18 protein-coding genes and 1 riboswitch are annotated in these 24,888 nt (G+C 35.6%); of the genes, 16 read left to right on the top strand and 2 right to left on the bottom strand.

Annotation, left to right across the window (positions count from 1 at the left end; all coding sequences use genetic code 11):
- Positions 1 to 20 precede the first annotated feature (20 nt).
- The 14 genes from I7822_RS04575 (at position 21) to I7822_RS04510 (ending at position 18,807) form a co-directional block, all read left to right on the top strand.
- Complete coding sequence (locus I7822_RS04575) at positions 21 to 1,211, top strand: GTP-binding protein (RefSeq protein ID WP_207975574.1); 1,191 nt, start codon at positions 21 to 23, stop codon at positions 1,209 to 1,211.
- 40 nt (positions 1,212 to 1,251) lie between these two features.
- Positions 1,252 to 1,401 (top strand): 50S ribosomal protein L33, encoded by a 150-nt coding sequence (gene rpmG / locus I7822_RS04570; protein ID WP_207975573.1) that lies wholly within the window; start codon positions 1,252 to 1,254, stop codon positions 1,399 to 1,401.
- Positions 1,402 to 1,518: 117 nt separating this feature from the next.
- A riboswitch (cobalamin riboswitch) is annotated at positions 1,519 to 1,707 on the top strand.
- A 209-nt stretch (positions 1,708 to 1,916) separates the two neighbouring features.
- Entirely contained in the window at positions 1,917 to 3,959 is a 2,043-nt protein-coding gene (locus I7822_RS04565) for a DUF4430 domain-containing protein (protein ID WP_207975572.1), read from the top strand.
- Positions 3,960 to 4,052: 93 nt separating this feature from the next.
- Entirely contained in the window at positions 4,053 to 4,910 is an 858-nt protein-coding gene (locus tag I7822_RS04560; RefSeq protein WP_207975571.1) for a DUF4430 domain-containing protein, read from the top strand.
- Positions 4,910 to 5,797: an energy-coupling factor transporter transmembrane component T gene (locus I7822_RS04555; protein ID WP_207975570.1), complete on the top strand. Its 888-nt coding sequence runs from the start codon at positions 4,910 to 4,912 to the stop codon at positions 5,795 to 5,797. Before I7822_RS04560 ends, I7822_RS04555 begins: the two co-directional genes overlap by 1 nt.
- Positions 5,770 to 7,419, top strand: coding sequence for an ABC transporter ATP-binding protein (locus I7822_RS04550; RefSeq protein WP_207975569.1), 1,650 nt, complete (start codon positions 5,770 to 5,772; stop codon positions 7,417 to 7,419). Before I7822_RS04555 ends, I7822_RS04550 begins: the two co-directional genes overlap by 28 nt.
- Positions 7,401 to 8,087, top strand: a complete 687-nt coding sequence (locus I7822_RS04545) for an ECF transporter S component (protein WP_207975568.1) — start codon at positions 7,401 to 7,403, stop codon at positions 8,085 to 8,087. The genes I7822_RS04550 and I7822_RS04545 overlap by 19 nt, the downstream gene beginning before the upstream one ends.
- A gap of 384 nt (positions 8,088 to 8,471) precedes the next feature.
- The gene (locus I7822_RS04540) at positions 8,472 to 9,578 is read left to right on the top strand and encodes a histidine kinase N-terminal domain-containing protein (protein WP_207975638.1); all 1,107 of its coding nucleotides are present in this window, start codon (positions 8,472 to 8,474) and stop codon (positions 9,576 to 9,578) included.
- 226 nt (positions 9,579 to 9,804) lie between these two features.
- Positions 9,805 to 10,689 (top strand): 6-phosphofructokinase, encoded by an 885-nt coding sequence (locus tag I7822_RS04535; protein ID WP_207975567.1) that lies wholly within the window; start codon positions 9,805 to 9,807, stop codon positions 10,687 to 10,689.
- 161 nt (positions 10,690 to 10,850) lie between these two features.
- A complete protein-coding gene (gene tkt, locus I7822_RS04530; RefSeq protein WP_207975566.1) occupies positions 10,851 to 12,863 on the top strand; it encodes a transketolase in 2,013 nt (670 codons plus the stop codon).
- Positions 12,864 to 13,085: 222 nt separating this feature from the next.
- Positions 13,086 to 14,030: a DNA-binding transcriptional repressor DeoR gene (gene deoR, locus I7822_RS04525; RefSeq protein WP_207975565.1), complete on the top strand. Its 945-nt coding sequence runs from the start codon at positions 13,086 to 13,088 to the stop codon at positions 14,028 to 14,030.
- A gap of 199 nt (positions 14,031 to 14,229) precedes the next feature.
- Entirely contained in the window at positions 14,230 to 14,754 is a 525-nt protein-coding gene (locus I7822_RS04520) for a type 1 glutamine amidotransferase domain-containing protein (RefSeq protein WP_207975564.1), read from the top strand.
- 189 nt (positions 14,755 to 14,943) lie between these two features.
- Complete coding sequence (locus I7822_RS04515; RefSeq protein ID WP_207975563.1) at positions 14,944 to 15,348, top strand: GNAT family N-acetyltransferase; 405 nt, start codon at positions 14,944 to 14,946, stop codon at positions 15,346 to 15,348.
- A gap of 429 nt (positions 15,349 to 15,777) precedes the next feature.
- Entirely contained in the window at positions 15,778 to 18,807 is a 3,030-nt protein-coding gene (locus I7822_RS04510; protein WP_207975562.1) for an efflux RND transporter permease subunit, read from the top strand.
- Between the two features lie 222 nt (positions 18,808 to 19,029).
- Here the strand turns inward: I7822_RS04510 and I7822_RS04505 are convergent, their stop codons facing one another.
- Positions 19,030 to 20,088: a sugar ABC transporter substrate-binding protein gene (locus I7822_RS04505; protein ID WP_307847676.1), complete on the bottom strand. Its 1,059-nt coding sequence runs from the start codon at positions 20,086 to 20,088 to the stop codon at positions 19,030 to 19,032.
- Positions 20,089 to 20,117: 29 nt separating this feature from the next.
- The gene (locus I7822_RS04500; RefSeq protein ID WP_207975560.1) at positions 20,118 to 21,827 is read right to left on the bottom strand and encodes a methyl-accepting chemotaxis protein; all 1,710 of its coding nucleotides are present in this window, start codon (positions 21,825 to 21,827) and stop codon (positions 20,118 to 20,120) included.
- Between the two features lie 377 nt (positions 21,828 to 22,204).
- Between I7822_RS04500 and I7822_RS04495 the strand changes: the two genes are divergently transcribed.
- Together I7822_RS04495 and I7822_RS04490 are read left to right on the top strand one after the other, a co-directional pair.
- Entirely contained in the window at positions 22,205 to 24,244 is a 2,040-nt protein-coding gene (locus tag I7822_RS04495) for a methyl-accepting chemotaxis protein (protein ID WP_207975559.1), read from the top strand.
- A gap of 339 nt (positions 24,245 to 24,583) precedes the next feature.
- Complete coding sequence (locus I7822_RS04490) at positions 24,584 to 24,874, top strand: DUF3817 domain-containing protein (RefSeq protein ID WP_207975558.1); 291 nt, start codon at positions 24,584 to 24,586, stop codon at positions 24,872 to 24,874.
- Positions 24,875 to 24,888: the final 14 nt, after the last annotated feature.

Genomic DNA, 24,888 nt, shown 5'->3' with positions numbered 1-24,888 from the left:
ATCTAGAAAGAAGGGTTTATATGACAAAAAAGAAGATTCCAGTAACAGTCTTAAGTGGTTATTTAGGATCCGGAAAAACTACGTTATTAAATCATATTTTAGCAAACAAAGAAAATAAGCGAGTTGCTGTAATTGTGAATGATATGAGCGAGGTAAATATTGATGCTTCACTTATTAAAAAAGGTGGTTTTTCTCAAACAGAGGAGAAGCTTGTAGAGCTTCAAAATGGCTGTATTTGTTGTACACTGCGCGAGGATTTAATTTTTGAAGTAGAAAAGCTTGTAAAGCTAGGAGACATAGATTACCTAGTCATTGAATCAACAGGTATTTCAGAGCCTGTTCCAGTAGCACAAACATTTACATATGTAGACGAAGAGCTCGGAATCAATCTATCACAGCTATGTGAATTAGATGCAATGATTACTGTAGTAGATGCAAATCGTTTTTGGCATGATTTTGCTTCAGGTGAGACACTTTTGGATCGAAAGCAAGCAACCGATAAAACAGATACGAGGGAAGTTGTTGATCTGTTAATCGATCAAATTGAGTTTGCAAATATTATTGTTTTAAATAAAACAGATTTGGTTAACCGGGAAGATATTGATGAGTTGAATGCTGTTATCAAAAAGTTAAATCCTGAGGCGAAAGTAATTGAAAGTGTATTTTCTAAGATCGACCTAACAGAAATATTAAACACCCACATGTTTAATTTTGAAAAAGCAAGTCAAGCTGCAGGATGGATACAAGAGCTTATGACAGAACATACGCCAGAAACAGAAGAGTATGGCATTTCCTCATTTGTTTACAAGCGAAGAAGACCATTCCATCCAGAAAGATTGATGGCATGGCTTGAGGATTGGCCAGTTGATGTTGTCCGTGCCAAAGGATTCTTTTGGTTGGCCTCTCGAAATAATATGACAGGACTTCTTTCTCAGGCAGGTCCATCTATTATTATCCAAGGAGCTGGTGAATGGATCGCAACTTATTCTCAGGAAGAACAACAACAAATCTTGAGAGAAGATCCTGAACTACTAGAAAAGTGGGATGAAAATTATGGTGATCGTATGACAGAGCTCGTTATGATTGGCATAGATATGAATCGTGATGAAGTGGAAAAATCATTAGATCATTGCTTATTAACTAATGAAGAGATGAATCAAGATTGGTCAATGTTTGTTGATCCATTGCCTTCATTTACTGTTGCTGTTTAGATTGAGAAAAATACTAAATTTTTATTAGGAGGAAGCAAAAATGAGAGTGAAAATAACATTAGCGTGTACTGAAACAGGAGATCGAAATTATATAACTACAAAAAATAAACGAAATAATCCAGATCGAATTGAAAGAATGAAGTACTGCCCACGTTTGAAAAAACGTACATTGCATCGAGAAACAAAATAATTATTAAGGAAAGGTACTCCAGGGTTTTGGGCCAGGGAGTACTTTTTTAAATTGAGAAAGAGCCGAATCTTGACACCCTTTTTATACTAGACTATTATTAAGTCATCTTAATTGTAACTAAATACGATAAAAATAGGTTGATAGATCTAGTAAGTCTATCATGAAAAGGGAAGACCGGTGAAAAATCCGGCGCGGTCCCGCCACTGTAAATGGGAGCTCTTTACATTATGCCACTATTCTTAATGGGAAGGTTGTAAAAGAGTGTTGATCATGAGCCAGGAGACCTACCTGTTTTTTAATCACCAAAACTTACGCGGATAGGGAAGGTGTTTGAGCACAGGTATACATATGTTCATTACTGTTTCTTTACCTTGTGACAAGCACACATCTCTGTATAGTGATGTGTTTTTTTATTTTTAGGTACACAGAATCCTACTTTGGATAAGCGCGTACGGTATCGTACTTCAGTGCATTTATTCTTATAGAAAGAAAAAATAATTAGGGGGCTTTTTACTTTGAATAAACGAAATTTATCAAATCGGGGTATAGCTTTATTTTCTATTACCTTATTAGTTCTTTTTCAAATTTTATCATTTTTCCCTCAGCAGGTTGATGCAAAGGAATTAACGAATGGAGTCATTATCACAGCACTAGATAAGGATGGAACAACTGCATTGCCGCTCACAGCTGTTGAATTTGAAGAAGGTCAGACAGCATTGGATGTTCTAATAGAAGCAACAGATTTTCATGAAAAAGATTTAAACTATCAAATGTTTGATGGATTAGGAGCATTTATTACTCAGATTGGAGCTGCATCACCACCTGCGAATAGCTATGATTATTGGTGGGGGTTTTATGTGAACGGAGAATATCCGTTAAACGAAGGTGTTTCTAGCTATAAGGTGAAAAATGGAGATAGTATTTTATTGAAAATAATAGATGCTACTTCTGATACAGTCAATGTCAGGGTATCAGCAAATGATATAAATCAAGATACTATTTTTGACCAAACAGTTGAAATTGTAAATGGAGCAAGTGCTTATGATGCTCTACGGTTAGCGAGTAAGACAGCAAAAAATCCAGTTCAAGCAAAAATTGATACTTCTTTGCTTGCGTCACTAAAATCTATAGGTCAAGTTGGGTTAAGTGATTCTGAATATTGGGCACAGTATATGAATAAAAACTTTATGGATGTAGGAGTTTCCTCCTACCCTGTTAATGAAGGGGATCATCTAGAAGTAAAAGTTGAATCATTTGCAATTCCAACCGAAGGTGAAGAAAACGAGTCGGTTGATGAAGGTGAAGACAATCCTGACACAGGTGGTGAAACACCAGTAGAAGATACTGGTACAGAACCAAAGCCCGATCAAACTCCAGTCACGCAAGAGCAAGTAAGAGCAGCTGTTCAATCAACGAAACAATTTTTATCAAAGAGTGCTATTAATGATGATTTTACTGCAGTAGCTCTTGAAGTTGCTGGAGGGGATGTGCCTCAAGAATACATTGATAGATTGAAGGAAGAAATAATAGAAAAAGAGGGCATCTATCGAAATGTAACGGATTATGAGCGGTTTGTAATTGGTTTAACTGCTGCTGGAATTGATCCTACGAACTTCGCAGGATACAATCTAGTTGAAAAAATTTACTCGAATGAGCGGATGATAAATCAAGGGAATAATGGTGTAATCTATGCATTGCTGGCATATGATAGTGGAAACTATGAAATACCAAGTGATGCAAAATGGACAAGCGAAAAACTTGTAAACTATTTACTTGATCAACAGCTTGATAAGGGTGGCTGGTCACTATTTGGCACATCTGCTAGTGTGGACATTACTGGAATGGCGCTGGCAGCATTAGCACCATACAAAGAACAGGAAAATGTACAAGCTGCTATCAATAAAGCAGTCGAATGGATTGCTAGTGTGCAAGATAGTAATGGTGGCTTTAGTGATGATACAAATGGCGGTGACGCTAGTGAAACGACTGCACAGGTTATTATTGGTTTAACATCTGTTGGTGTGGATCCAACTGATGAGAGATTCACCAAGCAAAAAGGAGACATGGTTGTTGCAAGCCTTGATTCAGGAGCTTCAACAGGTGTTAACCTTATTCAGCATCTGCTTACATTTAAGCAGTCAGGTGGTGGTTTTGCTCATATAAGTGGTGGTGATACTAACACGATGGCGAGTACACAAGCTCTTTTAGCTTTAACTGCATATGATTATTTCTTAACAGATAAAGGTTCGATTTATCAATTTAGCAAGCCAGAAGTTGTCGTAGATTCTGATGAAATCGTTGATAACGAAGTAACTCCAACACCAGATAAGTCAGTAGAAATTGAGGAATCATTGAACGAAGAAAAACAACCAGAAACTAAATCAGTAGCTACTACAGTGGTAAATAAAAAGGAAAGTGATCAAGAAGTACTAAAAGGGCAACCTCTTCCAAATACAGCTACCCCACTATTCAATTTATTAGCAGCTGGCGGTACTTTACTTGTGATTGGTTCGACAGTTCTTGTTTATTCAAATAGACGTCAAACAAATAAAGTCTAAAGCGTAAATGCCCTCTCCAAATTGGAGGGGCGTTTTCCTGTTTTTGTGTTGCATTCTTAGAATTTAATTTATAAATGATTGGAGGTTCTTATAATGCGGATGTATAAAGTGATGATAATTGCCATTTTATCAGTTATTTTGATTTTATCAGGCTGTGAAAAAGATGAAGTGGTACCAATTGCTGAGAAAGAAACAACGAATATAGAGCAAACTACTTCAGAAGATCAGGTAAAGCAAAAGGAAGAAACCACATCTATAGAGGAACAAGCGGAACAAGCGGAACAAGCGGAACAAGCGGAACAATCTAAACAAGAACAACAGGATGCTGTTGAAAGCACCTCCACTACAAATGATTCGAGTGATGATTCAGATACTGTAGTAGCAACAAAAGATGAACCAAAGGAACCAACAAAGGAACCAACAGCTCAAAAGTCAGCTACAGAATCTTCAACCAATCATACAAATACAACGGAAAAAGAAGTAACAGTGACAAATAAGACGTCAACTACTACTCAAAAAACGCAAACAACATCTGAGAAAAAAACAACAACAAGTGATCAAAGTGCTAAACAAATAGAGACAGAAAAAGAACAAACAACTACACCACCACCAAAAATAGAAGCACCAAAAGAAACTGTTACCATTTCAATTGTCGGAGATCAGCAAAAAGGGACAATTCTTTCATCCACAAAGGTAGAAATGGAAGAAGGGAATACAGTTTTAGATATAACAACAAAAATTCTTAAACAAAAAGGTATTCCAATCAGTGTTACTGGTAGCGGATCGGGAGCGTATGTAGAAGGAATCGCCAACCTATTTGAATTTGATCGTGGTCCTCTAAGTGGGTGGACGGTCAAACGTAATGGCGCCAAATTAGATCGAAGCTCAGGTGCTATTCAAGTGAAAAATGGTGATTCAATACAGTGGGTTTATACAGAGGATGGCAAATAATGACGAGAGGAATCCATTCTTTTCATCCATTCGTTAGTTTAATTTATTATGTTGGAGCAACAGCACTGGTCATGCTTTATAAGCATCCGGTGTTTTTGCTTGTTGGAGCAATTTTGCTCATTTTATTTAATTTTCAGTTGGATAAAGGGAAGACCTTAAAAAGTTGGATGATTATGTTAACGTTTCTTGCCGTGTTTTTCCTGATCATTAATCCCTTAGTCAACCACCGCGGCACACATATTTTATTTTATCTATACAATAACCCTATTATGCTGGAAGCGATTATTCAAGGTGTGATCTCGGCGTTATCAATTTTTATGATTATGATCTTATTCACTTCTTATAATCTTGTTATTACAGCTGATAAATTTTTATTTTTATTTTCGAGATGGCTGCCTCAATGGGCGTTATTAGCAATGCTTTCGATGAGATTTGTCCCTCTTTTAAGAAGAAGGTTAAGGGAAATTGAAACAGTCCAAAAAGGAAAGGGACTCTCTGTATCTGAGGGGAAACTAAGAACTAGAGCCAAAAATGGTATTTTACTTGTACAAATTTTGTTAACCTGGTCTCTTGAGGAGGCTATTCAAACAGCTGACTCAATGGCAGCACGGGGATATGGGGTTAAGAAGAGAAGCAAATACACACCATATAAAATGGTTTTAAAGGATTGGCTAGCCATTATTTACATGCTTATTGTTGCTGCAATTGGGGTTGTCGGTTGGTGGTTAGGTGATGGAGTTTTAAGTGTTTATCCAGTTTTAGAAACAATGTATATCCAAGGTAGAGAATGGTTTTACTTGAGCTTATTTATGGTGTTCATTGGTTCACCACTGATTATAGAGGTAAGGGAGGTTGTAGTATGGCATTCTTGGAAGCGAAGCATATAAGCTTTACATATCCTGAAGAAAAACAATGTGTGCTTAAGGATGTTTCTTTTACAATTGAACAAGGTGAGTTTATTGTACTTTGTGGTCCTTCTGGAAGTGGGAAATCAACGCTTTTAAGGTTAATGAAACGTGAAATTGCTCCACATGGGAAAAGATTAGGGGAATTTTTCCTCAACCAGGAGTCGCTATCCACTGCACCACCAGAGCAAATGGCAAAAGAAGTGGGAATGGTTTTTCAGGATCCTGAAAATCAAATTGTTATGGATAAAGTGTTAGAAGAGCTTATATTTGGTATGGAAAATATAGGTGCGACCACTGAAGAGATGAGAAAACGTGTTGCAGAAATCGTTCACTTTTTTGGTTTAGAAGGATTACTTAATCGAAAGACACATGAGCTTTCTGGTGGACAAAAGCAGTTAGTAAATTTAGCTTCTGTGTTATTACTAGAGCCTAAACTGTTGCTGCTTGACGAACCAACTGCACAATTGGACCCAGTGGCAGCTAGAGAATTTATTAGTATGCTGAAGACGATGAATGAAGAATTTGGCATTACCGTCATTATTGCAGAGCATCGATTAGAGGAGCTATTTGCGATAGCAGATCGAACAATTGTCTTGGATCAGGGAGAGATTATTGCTTTTGATATTCCTAAACGTGTTATTCATACACTTAGTCAAGATCTAAATCATGCTATGTACAATTATTTACCTAGTGCTGCACGATTATATATCGAACACACTTCAAACATCATTAGTGAGGCCATCCCGTTATCGGTAAAAGAAGGAAAGCATTGGTTGAAGCAGCATCGGATTGAAGCAATCGATACAGATGAACGAAACAATTATGATAATAAGGAGCTTTTAAAGTTAAAACAGATTGATTTCCAATACTCCAAAGCAACTGATAAGATATTGAATAATTTGTCATTAACTGTTTATGACGGGGAATGGCTTTCAATTGTGGGTGCTAATGGAACGGGAAAATCAACGTTATTAAAGATCATGGCAGGACTTGAAAAAGCGCAACGTGGTTCAGTTATATATAATGGAAAAAAGGTGAAAAAACAGCTTCCTGAAGAAATTGGTTACCTTCCACAAAATCCAAAGTTATTTTTTATCCAAGATACAATTGAAGCTGAGTTAAAGGAAATCATAAACCATCGTCAAATTGCATTCGGAGAAGAAAGAATCAATGAACTGTTATCTATATTTCAAATGAAGGACTTAAGAAACCGGCACCCATATGATTTGAGTGGTGGTGAAATACAAAAGGCGGCACTTGCCGGTGTATTGCTTCCACAGCCTCAGTTACTTTTAGTCGATGAACCAACAAAGGGACTTGATCCTGAAGCAAAACAGCGATTTGGTGAATTGTTACAATCGTTACAAAAGCAGGGTCTTACGATTGTTATGGTTACCCATGACATTGAGTTTGCTGCAAAGTATGCAACACGATGTGCGATGATGTTTCAAGGCTCGATTACGATTGAAGCTCCATCAAAGAGCTTTTTTCAAGGTAATGCATTTTATACTACAGTCATTAATCGGATAACAAGAGGTAGCGATGTTCCAGATGTTTTAACAGTAGAGGAGGCTCGTAGATTTTGGCGCGTTCACGAGTAATCCTTTTATCTATAGTTGTCTTATTTAGTGTAATTTTAGTTGCCACACCACTAATTGCTAACAAACATTTTTTACTAGTAAGTTTGTTGTTTATGACATTGACCTTTGTCCCTTTTATCATTCGCTTTGAGAGGAGAAAGGTTGCTGGTCGAGAGCTAGTTATTCTTGCAGTATTAGCGGCGATTGCAGCAGTTAGCCGTGTCCCTTTTGCATCAATCCCAAGTGTCCAGCCGACAACCTTTGTTATTATTGTTACAGGTATCGCTTTTGGAGCGGAAAGTGGATTTGTTGTAGGAGCACTTGCTGCACTAGTTTCAAATCTGTTTTTAGGTCAGGGACCATGGACTCCTTGGCAAATGTATGCATGGGGAATGATTGGATTATTTGCCGGTTTTTTACGACATACTTGGTTGATAAAGCGGTCATTTGGTAGGATTATATTTGGGTTTTTCAGTGGGATATTATTCGGTTGGGTAATGAATTTATGGTACATTGTCAGTTTAGGTGATCAAGTTAAATTTGCCGAAATTATCGCGTATTATGGAGCAAGCATTTATTTTGACTTAGCACACGCGCTATCTAATGTATTTTTCTTAATCGTTTTTGCAAACAGCTGGATCAAGATTTTACAGCGCTTTAGAAAAAAATATGGTTTATTAGATGGATAAAGTGTTAGCTCACTAAATAGGGCTAACACTTTTTTTGTCGTTAAGGAAATTATAAAATTCTTGAACTGTGGATAAGCGTACGACATCCAGCTCCAGCACCTAGCTCCTCGAGGTCAATAAGCTAATTTAGAATTGAAGGCAAAGAACGCCTTCTATTCTAAATCATCTTATTTGCCTTAGGCTGATCAAGACGCTTGCGCTTTTGTTCATGGAATTAATTACCGTTTAGTTTTAGTCAGTTGTAATATAAAATATATTTTTCGAAAAATAAATATGAAATTCAAAAAAATAAAGAAGGTTTTTATCAAGTTTTGTCTAAATTTAATACTAAATTATCTGAAACAATGAAAGTGGTGGTATTATTTGAATTTAGCATCAGAATCTGTGGCTTCAACAAAAGAAAAATTGATTCAATTTCTTGAAGAGGCTGAAGAAGCTTTTCTTACATTATGGAAAGAAAGTATCATCATACATGAAGAAGATAGTTATAAGGAAAATGTCACGCAAAATGGTTACCAAATGTATATGTTAATAAAACGATCAATTACACAATCTGTTTTGGACGAAGAAGTAAAAGAGCTTGCTTATAAGGTAGCAAAGGAGCGTGCTTTAAGTAATAGCAACATTGGGGAATTTGTCTATAATGTTAATTTAGGAAGAAGTGCAGTCATAAAATACGTAACTAAATCAGGTATATCAATTTTAGATTTACAACCTATCATTGATAATATTAATTTACATTTTGATCGCTTTTGCTTCCATGCGGTAACAAGGTACACAGAATTAAAAGATTTAGATTTAAAGGAAAAGGTGGTATTTATCAACCAATCTCACAAGGATCGATTATCCCTCCTTGGTCAAATGTCCTCTAGCTTTGTTCATGAGTTTAGAAATCCTCTAACATCAGTAATAGGCTTTATTAAGCTTTTAAAGATGGAAAACCCCTCTCTTAAATACATGGAAACAATAGAGCATGAACTTGATCAGTTAAAATTTAGGATTACACAATTCCTACATGCGTCTAGACTTGAGATTGTTGATAAACATCAAGAAGAAATCAAAATGGAAGACTTATTTAACGATATACTTTCATTTTTATACCCGAGTATTGTTGATGGAGATGTGGACGTAAAAACAAACATAGATTCAACCTGTAAAATTATCGCAGTAAAAGATGAAGTAAAACAAGTTCTAGTTAATATCATCTTAAATTCAATAGATGCATTAAAGCATAGGTCATCTAACCGTAAATTGACAATTTCTTGTGAAAATAAACAAGAATCAATTGTATTTACAATCACTAATAATGGTCCTGAAATTCCTGTTGAAATGAAGGAGGCTATATTTGAACCATTTTATACGACGAAAAGTTTAGGTACTGGTATAGGACTATACGTATGTAAAACACTAATTGAAAAGCATAAAGGCTTGATAAACTGTGAATCAAATCAAGAGTCTACGTCATTTATTATTAGATTACCAATGGTGTGATTTAATATTAATAGTAAATGGCGAACATGCTTATAATAAGAACGACCACAACAAAATGTGTGGTCGTTCTTTGTGTTCAGCATGTAAATCTCCTAATCGTAGATAAGTTTTTTGAAAATTAGTGTTTTTATGTATTTATCTTTTTCTTCATATCATGTATACTAATCAATGTAACAAATGTTCAGTGAGTAGTGAACGAAATTTCTTTCTAAAGGGGGTAACGTAGATGATAGGTGTAGTTCATTTTGGTTGGGCTTCAGCAGGTACAGCTCAGATCGTTCGTACCCTTATAGAAGGACTATCCAGACAAGAGAAAACGATATATGCAATCGAATGCAATCGAACGTCAAAAGATATAGAACTTAGAGAATTAAAAAACCATGGCAAAACAGCAAATTTAGGATCAGATAGTTGTGTATTAAGTAGTTTTCCTATTGAAATTTGGAATGAACGATCTTCAGAAATAGCAGATAAGCTATCAAAATTGGATAAAATTATTTTATTGGGTGGAAGTGAAGTTGAAATCAATCAATCTTCAACGAAGCAATTACACGTACCAGTAAGTATTTTTAACAATGTAGATGGATCGCAATTAACCTTAGGTTATGATACGGCATTAAACTCTATTGTTAAAAATATCGAAAGTGTTAGAGATACTGCTAGTTCATTATCATATGGAAAAGTGAGAGTATTTAATGTGCAAATACCTGGATTTGGCTCATCCAACTTATTGCTAAATTCAGCATTAGCAGTTGAAGCAGAAGTTGTGACAAATGCTAACGAGGAAGAAATTGCTCACATAAAACAGCATATTAGGAAGAAAGAAGCGAATAAAGAGGGGTATACTTTCTTATTGATGGACCACTCAGTGGATCCAGTTAACTTAGAAGTACACTTTGAAGAATTTGATCTTGATTGGAAAATTGTTGAGATCGATGAATCCCAATGCGGAGGACCATATCCTACTGCATTAGACCGACTTATTGCGAATCAATTGAAAAAAGCTGTAGTTGATTGGAGCTTATCTGATCAGCCTTCAGGTCAATTATTTATTCAAGACAATCAAGTTTTGTTTAAAGGAAATGGGGTCGGAACAGCACTAAATTATTAGAATAACTATCCTATCTAGAAATTAGACTAGGTTGTTTTCAATAAATTATTTAGAGCTTGCTCCGTTCGCTCGCGCCATTGGAGAGGGCTTGGAGAAGAAGGTAGTGTAAGTAATACGAATTTGTATACACAAATAAATAAAATCTCGGAGGTTACAAAATAATGAGTGAATTAACACAAACAGAAAAATTATCAATTGAAACAATTCGTACATTATCTATTGATGCAATTGAAAAAGCAAATTCAGGACATCCTGGAATGCCGATGGGTGCTGCACCAATGGCTTATACTCTTTGGACGAAATTTATGAATATCAGCCCATCAAATCCAAACTGGTTTAATCGTGATCGTTTTGTTCTTTCTGCTGGTCATGGATCAATGCTTTTATACAGCTTACTACATTTAACTGGTCATGACTTAACGATTGACGATTTAAAATCGTTTAGACAATGGGGAAGTAAAACTCCAGGTCACCCAGAGTACGGTCACACTGCAGGTGTTGATGCAACAACTGGTCCATTAGGACAAGGAATTGCAATGGCAGTTGGAATGGCAATGGCTGAGCGTCATTTGGCAGAAACTTATAACAAGCCATCTTATAATGTTGTTGATCACTTCACATATGCAATTTGTGGTGATGGAGACTTAATGGAAGGTATTTCTTCAGAAGCGGCTTCTTTAGCAGCTCATTTAAAATTAGGCCGTCTTGTTGTTCTTTATGATTCAAATGACATTTCATTAGATGGAGATTTACACAAATCATTCTCTGAAAATGTTGAGCAACGTTTTACTGCACAAGGATGGCAAGTCATTCGTGTTGAAGACGGAAATGATCTGAACGAAATTTCAAATGCAATTGAACAGTCGAAACAAGACTTAGATCGTCCAACATTAATCGAAGTAAGAACAACAATTGGATACGGTTCTCCTAATAAATCTGGTAAATCTGCTTCACATGGTTCTCCACTTGGTGCAGAAGAAATCAAATTAACAAAAGAAGCGTATAACTGGACATTTGAAGAAGATTTCCATGTTCCAAGTGAAGTATATGATCACTTTAACAAAACTGTTAAAGAAGCAGGAGCAGCGAAAGAAAACGAGTGGAATGAATTAGTAGCAGCTTATGAAAAAGATTTTCCAGAGCTTGCAACACAATTCAAAACTGCAATTAGCGGTGAGCTTCCAGAAGGTTGGGACAAGGATATTCCAGTGTATGAGGAAGGTACAAGTCTTGCTTCACGTGCATCTTCTGGGGAAGTATTAAATGGGATTGCGAAAAACCTTCCATCATTCTTCGGTGGTTCAGCAGATTTAGCTGGTTCTAATAAAACAACAATTAGTGGTGCTGGAGATTTCTCAAGTGCGAATTACGGTGGACGTAACATTTGGTTCGGTGTACGTGAATTTGCGATGGGTGCTGCTTTAAATGGTATGGCATTACATGGCGGTCTACATGCATTTGGTGGTACATTCTTTGTATTCTCTGATTACTTACGCCCAGCTATTCGTTTAGCAGCGTTAATGAATTTACCTGTAACATATGTCTTTACACATGATAGTATTGCTGTTGGTGAAGATGGACCGACACATGAGCCAATCGAACAGCTTGCATCATTGCGTGCAATGCCTAATCTATCTGTAGTTCGTCCTGCAGATGGTAACGAAACGGCTGCAGCTTGGAAAACTGCAATTGAATCAACATCAACTCCAACTGCACTTGTTTTAACTCGTCAAAACTTAAAAACAATAAAAAATACAAAAGAAACTGCCTATGAAGGTGTTCAAAAAGGTGCGTACGTAATCTCGCCTGCAGCAAAAGAAACTGCAGATGTTCTTCTATTAGCATCAGGTTCAGAGGTTGGCCTTGCTGTTGAAGCTCAAGCTGTATTAGCTGAAGAAGGAATTGAAGCGGCTGTTGTAAGTATGCCAGCATGGAATCGTTTTGAAGCTCAGTCAGATGAATACAAACGTTCTGTTCTTCCTAAAGAAGTGAAGAAACGTCTAGCAATCGAAATGGCTTCTCCACTTGGATGGGACCGTTACACAGGTGACGAAGGCGATATCTTAGCGATTAATACCTTTGGTGCGTCTGCTCCAGAAGGTAGAATTTTAGCTGAATACGGCTTTACTGTTGAGAACGTTGTTGCACGTGTGAAGAAACTTATTGAAGCATAATAGGAATATTAAGGAGGCTGACGTATATGTAATTTTGTCAGCCTCTCTCTTTTATTTTTAAGGCTCTGTAAAGCATACTGTTGATTTTTGAACTTTGTTGATTGGAGGCTCACATATCCGCCCGCGGAAAGCGAATGCCTGCAGCGGAAATCAACAACCAAGTTTAACAGAGCCATTTTTAAAAAGAGTCAATCAAATTATCACGATTTAGGTGCTGTATAAATGGAAAAAGACAAGCTTAATAAAATAATTGAAGTCGCAAGGCTCTACTACCAATTAGATTATAGCCAGCAAGAGATTGCAAAAAAATTAGATGTGTCAAGACCAACTGTTTCAAGATTATTAAAGCAAGCAAAGGATTCTGGTATTGTCGAGATAAAGATTCATAATCCTGTTGAAGCAGGCGAGCTATTAACTGAACGGTTAAAGGATAAGTTTGGCTTGAAGGAAGTTGTAGTTGCCTCAGTTTCAGAGTATGACAATACGTTAATTAAACGGCATTTAGGAGAGACAGCAGCAAGCTATTTAAATAAAGTTGTTAAAGATCATGATGTCATTGCAACATCCTGGGGAACCACTGTTTATGAGCTAGCTACAAAGCTAAAACCAAAGCCAATTAGTCATACAACAGTTGTTCAGTTAAATGGTGGGGTGAGTCATTCAGAAACAAAGACCTACGCCTCTGAAATTATTCATTTATTCGGTGAAGCATTTCATACACAAACCTTTTTGTTACCGCTACCAGCAATTGTTGACCATATTGTAGTGAAGCAAGCGATAGAAGCTGATCGACATATCCGAAAAATTCTTAACTTAGGTAAACAAGCAAACATTGCTATTTTTAGTGTCGGAACTCCTGTAGTTGATTCGGTTTTATTACAAGCAGAATATTTCTCAGAAGAAGATAAACACTTAATCCAATCTAAAGCAGCTGGTGAAATATGTTCAAGATTTTTTGATAAAAATGGGGAAATTTGTGTAGAGAATTTAAATAACCGCACGATTGGAATTGAGCTCCATGAACTAGCTAAAAAGGAGAAATCGATCCTTGTTGCGGGTGGACCGAAAAAACTTGAAGCCATATATGGTGCATTAAAAGGCAAGTATGCAAACGTATTAATAACTGACGAGCATACTGCAAGTTTATTAGTTGAAATGGAATATTAGCCATAGAGGTTGAAAATGACCTTTATGGCTTTTTAGTAGAAAAAAGAAAAGGGAACAACACTGGCTTTTACTGGGAATCTGTTTTTCCTTCGTTTTTAATTGTGGTAATAATGGCATAGTGATTATATTCAAACAATTTGTATTTCCCGGCTACATGGGTTAAGTTAAGATTAAAGAAAATTTAAAGGGAGGGAATTAAATGAAATTAGTAGGTAAAAAGGTATTAAGCTTCGTTCATGAGGATTTTGAAGATTTAGAGTTGTGGTATCCGATCCATCGTTTACGTGAAGAAGGTGCAATCGTTGATTTAGCTGGAGAAGATGCAGGGTATACATATAAAGGGAAATATGGTGTACCAGCTACATCTGATTATGCTTTTCAAGATATTGACCCGAGTGTATATGATGCCTTGCTAGTTCCAGGAGGGTGGGCTCCTGATAAGCTTCGCAGGTTTCAAGAGGTAATTGACATTGTTCAACATATGGAAGAGAAAAAGAAACCAATCGGTCAAATCTGTCATGCAGGATGGGTTTTAATCTCTGCTAAAATATTAAATGGTAAAACAGTAACAAGCACACCTGGAATTCGTGATGATATGGAGAATGCAGGAGCTAAGTGGCTAGATGAAGCGGTTGTTGTCGACGGTCATCTGATTTCAAGTAGACGTCCACCAGATCTTCCCGATTATATGAAAGCTTTTATTGAAGTTTTTGAAGGAAAGTAATAAAAGAAGTTGACATAAATACGATAATTTTGACCTCAAATGCTTAGCATGTATTCATACAAAAGGAATACTTTTCTATGAGTTTAGAGGTCTATTTTTTTTTCGCAATTTTTCTAAGTAAATACTATATATTTTAGTACGATTAGTTACAGATTCCTGTATTAAATACATTTTAGAAGGAGAATAACTATGACTCTACAAATAACGTATAAAGTTAATGCGGAAATAAACGCTGAGGAATTATCATCGGTTTTCAGAGCATCTGGAATAAAACGGCCAGTGGATGATCTACCACGACTTGAACGAATGATTGATCACGCAGACATCCTCATTTCAGCATGGGATGGAAATAATTTAGTTGGTATTGCCAGAGCGATTACGGATTTTAGCTATTGCTGCTATTTATCTGACTTAGCAGTTGATAAAAACTATCAGAAAAATGGGATTGGTAAAGAACTTATTGCCTTGTTAAAGGATGAATTAGGAGAAGAAGTAGCATTATTATTATTGGCATCACAAGAAGCAATGGAATATTATCCACGAATCGGCTTCAATGAAATTGACAATGGCTTTAAAATTGCAAGAAAAAGATAAACTAAAAAATTCCAACTTAATAAGGTATAAGAAATGAGGCAGACGTAATGGTCTGTCTTTTTATTGTCTAGGAAATTATAAAATTCTAGTACTGGGGGTAAGCGCTAGGCATCCAGCTCCAGCGCTTAGCCCCTCTTGGGTCTAAGCCACTTAAGAATTGAAGGTAAAGAACACCTTCTATTCTTAAGCGTCTTATTTGCCCGAGGCTGTTCAAGTCGCTTGCGCTTTTGTTCTTTTGGTGCTTCATTTCTAATATACGGCTTAAGACTTAGAAGGTTTTACACCTTAAGTCATTTAACTCTTCCACTTTTTGTTATTAAAATAGTGACTGTAGTAACTAACCATATATGACAAGTTTTTCCTGTGGTTAGGAAGGAGTCAAAGAAAACGATTTTAAAGAAAATGAAATTTGGAAGGAGTTAACATCAAATGTCTTGGTTTACGAAATGGTCATTTAAGAACAAAGCTGCTATTGCCATTATGTCTATGCTTATATTAGTAATGGGGGTTTTAAGTTATTTTCGACTACCGATGGAATTTTTACCATCTGCTGATCAACCCTTTATTTCAGTTGTAGCAATGGGAGAAGGATTAGATGCAAGCTTAATGGAGGATCAAGTAACGACACCGATTGAAAATGCTGTAGATAGTGTTAATGGAAAGACCAATGTATTTTCTACCACTGGGGATGGTTATTCATCCGTCGATATTCATTTTGAGTCAAATGTCGACAAAAAAGAAGCAAAGCGTGAAATTGAGGATGCATTAGCAAATGTACAATTACCAGCAAATGTGATGAAACCAAATATTGTACAATTGAACACGTCTATGATCCCTGTTTCCTACATTGGGTTAACGTTTGATGAAGGAATTAATCCTGAAACCATTCAATATGCAGAAGATGAAATTGTCCCATATTTTAAAGACATTGATGGTGTGTCAGATATTCAAACAAATGGAACGATCCCTTCATATGTATCTGTTGAATTAGATGAAAAGAAGATGGCGGAAAAGCAAGTCACAATTGAAAATATCATGCCACTGCTCCAAGGTCAAAATATTGCAACCGCAGTTGGTGAAAAAAATATTGATAATAAGGCAGCAAATATAAAGGTTGTTGGTGATGTAAATACGATTGAAAAACTTGAGGATACTGAGATTATTCCAAAAGTACCACTAAAGGATGTAGCAAACATTACTGTTGATAAACAAGAAAATAATCTTACACGTGTGAATGGTAAGGATGGATTACTATTCGTTATCACAAAGGATAGCAATTCAAATGCCGTAACAATTAGTAAAGAAGCGAAAAAAGTATCAGAAGAAGTGAATGAAAAGTACGATAACCTTGAAACAACCGTTGTATTAGCTTCAGCTGATTCTGTAGAGTCATCTGTTCACAGTATGATTAAAGAAGTCTTACTAGGTGCACTTTTTGCGACAATCGTGATTATGCTTTTCTTACGTAATTTACGTTCCACACTTATTACCATTGTGTCGATCCCACTCTCATTAGGGTTTACATTATTCCTCCTTGCACAGTCTGGTGTGACGTTAAATATATTAACACTAGGTGGGGTAGCTGTAGCTGTAGGTCGTCTTGTAGATGATAGTATCGTAGTCATCGAGAATATTTTTAGAAGAGCACAAAGTGAAAAATTCACGATCAAAATGGTCATTGAAGCAACTAAAGAAGTTGGCTCAGCGATTACATCGTCCACTCTAACAACTGTTGCTGTATTTTTACCAATGGGATTATTAAGTGGAAGCTTACAGGATTTCCTACTTCCATTTGCCTTGACGATTACGTATTCGCTTTTAGCTTCTTTAATCGTAGCGATTACAGTAGTACCTGTTATGAGTGCTGCCTTACTTAAAAATGCAAAAATAAAAGAGCACAAACCATCAGCAGGATTTGCAAAGTTTTTAACATGGTCATTAAATCATAAATGGGTTGTTTTAGTAACAGCTATCATTTTGTTCGCAGGATCAGTTGGAGGGTATATGGTACTTCCAAAGGGGGCTGTAAACAAAACAAAAGCTGATTATGTATTTGTTTCGTTAAAATACCCTAATGAAACTCCAATTGAAAAAGTAAAAGAAGAGTCTATGAAGCTTGAGGAATATGTGTTAAAACAAGATGGCATTGATAAATTATATTTGCAGCTTGGAAATTCAGAAGATGCTGCTAAATACGGTGCGGTAGGTAATCCTACTCAAACGCAGATTATGGCGATTTTAGAAGAAGATGCTGATATGGGAGCCTTTATAGATAAAGTAAATACTCAAAAAAATGAGTATGATAATGCTACATTAGAGGTTACTGAGGCAACACTAATGGGTGGTGGTTCTACATCAATCACGATTGATGTCATTGGTGATAATGTAGATGAACTTATTTCTGTATCAGAAAAAGTTCAAGCCGAGATTAATGATATCGAAGGGATTGAGAAGGTAAGCTCCAACCAAGATGAAACGAAAGCAGTTTATTCATTTGTCGTCGATCCAGGAATGGCAAAAGCAGATCAAGTTGCACAACAAGCTTCGGTCATGATAAATAAAACACCTCTGGGTACAATTGAAATGAATGGACTGCAAACAATGGTTATGCTTGAACCTGTTTTCAATCCAGACACTGAAAAAGAATTATCAAATGTTCCGATTATGACGGCTAGTGGTATGACTTCCATTTCGAAAGTAGCAGAGTTAAAGCAGACAGAAGAACCTACTAGTACATTCCACAAAGATGGTGAGCAATATGTAAGGGTCACAGCAACGGTAGATCCTGAAAAACTATCAACGATTTCAACTGAAATAAATAAACGGATCTTAGGAGATAAGACAGAAGAAGGATTAGACATTCCAGATAATATGGAAGTGCTTGTAGGTGGGGCTAGTGTTAATCAGGCCAAGGAATTTAATGATTTATTTATGACAATGCTTGCATCGATTGGAATTGTCTTCCTAATTATGGTAATTACCTTTAAAACAATCCGTGCGCCTATCGCGATCCTATGCTCTTTACCACTTGCAGCGATCGGGGCAATTTTAGGAATTATAATAAGCGGAATTTCTGTAGATATTACAGCACTACTAGGTGCTCTGATGTTAATCGGAATTGTTGTGACGAATGCAATTGTCCTACTTGACCGAGTGAAACAAAATGAACAATCAATGATTATTAGAGATGCAATTGTCGAGGCTGCTACAATTAGAATGCGTCCGATCATTATGACAGCAGTAGCAACAATCTCAGCCATGCTTCCATTATTGTTTAAAGAAGCTGAAGCGGGGAACTTGGTTTCTGCAAGTCTAGCTGTTGTTGTAATTGGTGGACTAAGTGTCGCGACTGTATTAACGTTAGTGGTCATCCCGGTTATTTATGAGCTACTGCACTTTAAAAAGGCAAAACGTCAAAGACAAAAAGCAGAAAGCACTGATGAAACATTAGCAATTTAAGGATATAACACTAAAAGAGAGGCTGACTCAAAAGGGTCTGACACCTCCCAACATTACTAATATATAGTAGCCTTTAACGTTTAAGGTGCTATATATTGTGTTGGAGGGGTCTGACCCTTTAGTTTTGAGACGCCCTCACTTTTATGAAGTGAACCGAGTCTGTTAATAGCTCACTGTTGATTTTGGCACTAAAACCCCAATAGCGGAAAGGTTTAACAGAGCCTATTTCGAATAAACTTCTTCTTCGGTTAAATACCCATCTTTAATAACCGTACTGTTAACCGTTTCTTTTGTAACAGCTGTAGGTTCAAGCAAAATCGTTGGGACTTTAACTTTATTATTATCAATTGTAGTATCTGTTTTTATTTCTTTACCAATTGCTACATCGTAAGCCATTTCAGCTGCTTTAGTAGCGATGACGTTTATTGGCTTGTACACTGTCATGGTTTGTGTCCCAGCTATAATTCGCTTTATACCACTTAATTCGGCATCTTGACCTGAAACAGGTACCTTACCAGCTAACCCGACAGAAGTTAAAGCATTGATAACACCACCAGCATTCCCATCGTTAGCAGCAACTACAGCATGAATATCATTCTTCGTTTCCTTTAATGCAATTGCCATATTTTGTTCAGCGATGGTTGGTTTCCATTCATCTGTATATTTATCAACAACTAACTTAATATCTCCTTTATCAATTAAAGGCTGTAGCACTGACATAGCACCTTTTCTAAATAACAGTGCATTGTTGTCTGTTTCAGCACCACCAATATATGCAAAGTTGCCTTTTGGAACTCTTTTAACAATTTCAGTTGCTTGTAATGCCCCAACTTTTTCATTGTCAAAGGAAATGTAATAATCTAAATCACTTTTTGTAATAAGTCGATCATACGAAATAACCTTAACGTCGTTTTGATGTGCAAGCTCAACAATTTTGGCTGCAGCCTCGGCATTGTGTGGAACAACGACAAGAACATCTACACCTTCTTCAATCAATAACTGTGCTTGTTTTAATTGGACCTCATCAATTCCGTTAGCAGCCAATGTCTTAACCTGTCCACCTAGGGATTTAACTTGATCTTCAAATAATTTCTTATCTTTATACCATCGTTCCTGCTCAAGAGTGTCTAATACAAATCCAATATAAGGCACGGATTCATCTGCTTTTAACTTTACTGCTTGCTCGCTTGAAGCTTCCTCTGATGTTGAACAAGCAGTACCAACTAGAACAAAAAAAGTAAACAAAAGTCCAAGGCTTGCTTGTTTAAAAAATGTAGTCACTTTATTCCCTCCACCTAATAAATATTTCATTATACTTTAAATTTACTAATCATTTCGTTCATACGCACAACCATATTTGATAACGTGTTTGCACTAGTTGAAATGTTATCAATTGATTGAGTTTGCTGATAAACAGCAGCAGATATTTCTTCTGAACCTGCTGCTGACTCCTCTGAAATAGCAGCGATATGCTCGACAGACTGATTAATCTCATGACTAGTCTTTTCAAAATAATTAAATGCTGAGGAAATATTTTTTACTCGATCGGTCATATCAGTAATTTTATCTTTTATCTCAGAAAAGTATTGACCGGTTAATTGGATCTGTTCTGTACCTTCATTCACCTTTTGAAAACCACTATATAATTCATTAGACATAGAGGTAGTTTCTTCCTTAATGCTAGTAACAAGTGACGTAATATTTTCGATTGAACTTGATACTTCATTTGCTAGTTTTTTAACTTCTGAGGCTACTACAGCAAATCCTTTACCACTTTCACCTGCTCTTGCAGCTTCTATCGATGCATTAAGGGAAAGAAGGTTTGTTTGCTCTGCAATTGATTTAATGACAGTAACAAGTTCGGTAATAGATTGCGTTTTCGTCTCAAGAATCTTAATCTTTTCAACTGAACGCTCTACAATAGAATGAATGAGTTTCATTTGTTCTAGCGATTGTTTCATTTGTTGATCTCCGTTAACAGATACGAGTAGCACTTCGTCGGAGAATTGAACTAATTTACTACCATCTTGGTTTACCTCAATTAATTTGTCACTAAATTCTCTTATATTTTCAGAGATATCAGATACCTCATTTGCTTGGTTATTCACTCCAGTTGCTAATTCTTCAATTGTATGTGCAACTTGAGAGCTTCCTTGCTTTAATTCTGATGAAGATTGCGCAAATGTTGCACTTTGGGAATCAACATCTGAAGCAATATGTGAAACCTCTAAAATCATCTCACGTAACCGGGTACCCATGTGGTTAATCGATTGTGAAAGCTGACCAATTTCATCTGAACCAACAACTTTTAAAGGCTTAAAATTAAGATTTCCATTTGCGATTTCTTCGCTAGTAAGCACAACTCTATTCAATCCTGCTGATATCCGCTTACTGATGACAAAAAGTAGAATCACAGAGATTAACAATGAAATAATCCCTGATGTTACTAATAAAAAGATCGTCTTCTCGATCGCATTTTGTGATTTTGTTAGTGACGCTTTATTAGATTCTGTTGCAATTTCCTTAAGCTGATTACTCAGATCGGTCGTCTCTACTTTTATTGCATTAGCTTCATTTTGAAGCTTATTAAACTCAGCTGTATTAATTTGTTTCACTTTAGGGACTATCGTACTAAAAAAATACTCATCCAGTTTATGATTGTTTTCAATAATCTTATGGAAAATAGCTAATTGCTCTTCATTATCTAATTGCTGTTTTAATTTCTTTGCTGTAGAAACAAATTCTCTACTATCCTCTAAATATTCGAGAAGCTTTTTATCATCAGATAATAAAATATATTCAGGAATGAGATTGTATTTTTCATGGTAGAGTGAAACTAAATCTGCACTATAAAGAGCAATTTCATTTTTCACTAGTGTATTTTTCATCGTTTGACTTGTTTGTTTCAATAAAGAAAATGTGATGATAATAGATAGTAGAAACGTAATGGCAACAACTAAAAAAACATAAAAGTACTTACCACCAATTTTTGCATTTTTCCATCTTAGGTGTTTTAACAAAAAATATCCCTCCAGTATGACTAAGTTGATTTGGTGTTAGTTTTAATAAAAAAGCTGAATTATAAATTCTCTTATTGTATCGACAAAATTCTACAATTATTTAGTTTTCGTGCTAAAGGAATTATTAAAAGTCATTAGTTATTAAAGTCCTAAATAAATAATAGGATAATATTACTATAAATGGTCGAAAAACTAATATTTTTATGCGGAAAAACGGTTGAATTATAGTATAATTGAAAGCGTATACAGATGTGGGAGAATACTTAAGTAGTAAATTATGTTTCTTACTAGCCTAATATAGTGAGAAAGTAGGTTCATTTATTTTTACTTAATTTTGACGGAATATTAGGAAAATATATTCAAAGGGGTTAGCGATATTGAAGAAAAAAGATAATAATAACAAGAATTCCACTCACAAACATAATTTACAACAAAAAGAGAAAAGAACGAGAACAAAATTTTCTCCTAATCTAAAGGGGATGACACTTAAATCTAAAATTATCTTATTCTTGCTTTTATTTACGATTATCCCAAGTGTTATCATCGGAAATGTTGTTTATATTGTTTCTTCGAATACAATTGAAAACAAAGTATCTGATATGAATGAAGATATTGGTGTTCAAGTCACGAAAAATGTAAATCATGCACTAAAAGAATTTGAGAATATTACGTTAATTCCCTTCTCAAATATGGATTTAATGGAACAATTGGATAATGATGAAGGATTGACGGAGTATGAACTTTTTAATAAGCAAAGAGAAATAACGGAGTATTTTTCAAGTATTACATTTACTAATAAAAATGCGAAGGCTATTCTCTTTGTTAATGAAGAAAAAACAGTTTATGGTGAAACAAGTGCTGCAGAGGAATTTGACATCGAAACCTACTTTAATTCAGATATCCCTGAGAAAGTAAATGAATTATCTGGTTCGGTATTTTGGGCTTCAGGTCTAGAAAATAATTATAAAAATATTTACTTGATTAGAGAGTATGATAACATTGGGACCCTTATCCTTATGGCTGATGTACAGCTATTTCAAGATGTCTTTGAAAATGGTGAGAAGAATTCAGGTAGAGATATCTCCATTATTAATGAAAATGGCATTATTATCTCTAGTAACAAAAAGGAATTAGTAGGTAGTAAATATGAAAATCATAAAAATAGTGAAGAGTATTTAGTATCCACAATTGAAAGTGAAAATGGCTGGCAGGTTTCTGTTTCAACCTCAAAATCATATTTATTAAAAGACATACATGATGTTATATATCTTGTGTATATCATAATCTTAGCATTTGTTCTGTTATCCGTTTTTGTTAGTATCTTTATAGCGAAGAGCATGATCAGACCAATTAATAAAGTTGTCACGATCATGAAAGAGGCTGAAAAAGGTGATTTAACACATCGAGCTGACTACTTATATAAAAATGAAGCAGGCCAGCTTGGACAAAGCTTTAATAACATGATTGACAATATCACGTTGATGATCGAAGAAAATAAAAAGGTTTCAACATATGCTGTTAATCGTGCAAATGATCTCAAAAGGATTGCAGAAGAATCTGCTTCCTCATCTGAACAAATTGCTAGTGCTATTGATGAAGTTGCAAAGGGTGCAGTTAGTCAAGTTGACTACTCAGAAAGAACGAACCGAGAAATGAAGGAGCTATCAAGTGAAATCGTTGAGGTAGCTAACAATATGGAAAAAGTATCAACGATCACAGAAACGACGAAAAAACTTAGCAGCCAATCGATTGAAACAATAAAGGATTTAACAGATAAAAATCATGAGATGGGTGCTAATATCGGACAAGTGGATATGACGATGAATGCTTTAAATAAGGAAATTGCTCAAATAAAAGACATCGTGGAAATGATTAAGAGTGTTAGTGATGAAACGAATTTATTATCTCTTAATGCAAGTATTGAGGCGGCAAGAGCTGGTGATGCTGGACTTGGATTTGCTGTTGTTGCCCAGGAAATTCGTAAGCTTGCTGATCAAACAAAGAGCTCTTCGATGAGAATTGAAACAGTTATTGCAAGTATTTTAAACCAAACAAAACGATCGGTTGAATTAGTTAAAACAACAATTACGTTATTTAACGAACAGACAAATTCGATTCATCATACTCAAAAGTCATTCGAAAATATCCTAGAAGGAACAAATTCAATTATAAGCGAAATTAATTATGTAGAAGCGTCGATCGGCAAGATTAATACAAATAAAGAAAAAGTTGAAATCGCAATCAATGAAATGGTTGAGGTTGCAGAAATATCCTCATCAACAACAGAAGAGGTAACAGCCACAACCGAAGAGCAGGCAGCAGCTGCTGAAGAATTAGGGGATTTGGCTGCTTCACTATCAAGCACGACTTATGAGCTGGAAGAAATCATTCATAAGTTTAAAGTGAAGGGAAATTAGTCGTTTTTGATATAAGTAGAAATTAAGAGCTTAATGACTTTTATATTATGATTAACTTAGTTTCAAATATAAATAGTGGGATAGACACACTGCAACGATACAAATAGTTGCTACTGTGTCTGTTCCTTTTTTTTATCTTTTTAAGACTCGATATTGAGTTTCTTTATGAGATTAAAGTAGCATTAGTTATGAAGGGAATAGAAGGTTTTATCCTTATTTCCTAATAGTTTGTTTCATAGACAGAGGCTCTGTTGGGAAATTGTCAAAGATTATCGTTTTCTGAAGAGGAGATGCATGTATAATAAATAGTATAAATCGTATAATATTGGAGTTGATAGGATGTTTAACACATCTGTTGGGATATTGCGTTTTTTCGGTATATTAGAGGGTATTTCTTATTTAGTCCTACTGTTAATTGCAATGCCATTAAAGTATTTTCTTGATATTCCAATTGCAGTAACAATTGTTGGGGGTTTGCATGGCTTCCTATTTGTTTTATATGTCATCATGATTGCTTTTGTTAAGTTTAAAAAGCGTTGGTCTTATTTATGGGGAATTTGGGCCCTTTTCTTAGCATTTATACCGTTTGGAACATTTTATTTAGATAAACAATTAAAGACAAAAGAATGATTGTTGAACCAAAG

It is taken from the genome of Metabacillus bambusae (assembly GCF_017497975.1).
GTDB lineage: Bacteria > Bacillota > Bacilli > Bacillales > Bacillaceae > Metabacillus > Metabacillus bambusae.
Note: the sequence above shows the minus strand (reverse complement) of the source record. Positions and strands in the feature narration are given on the sequence as shown.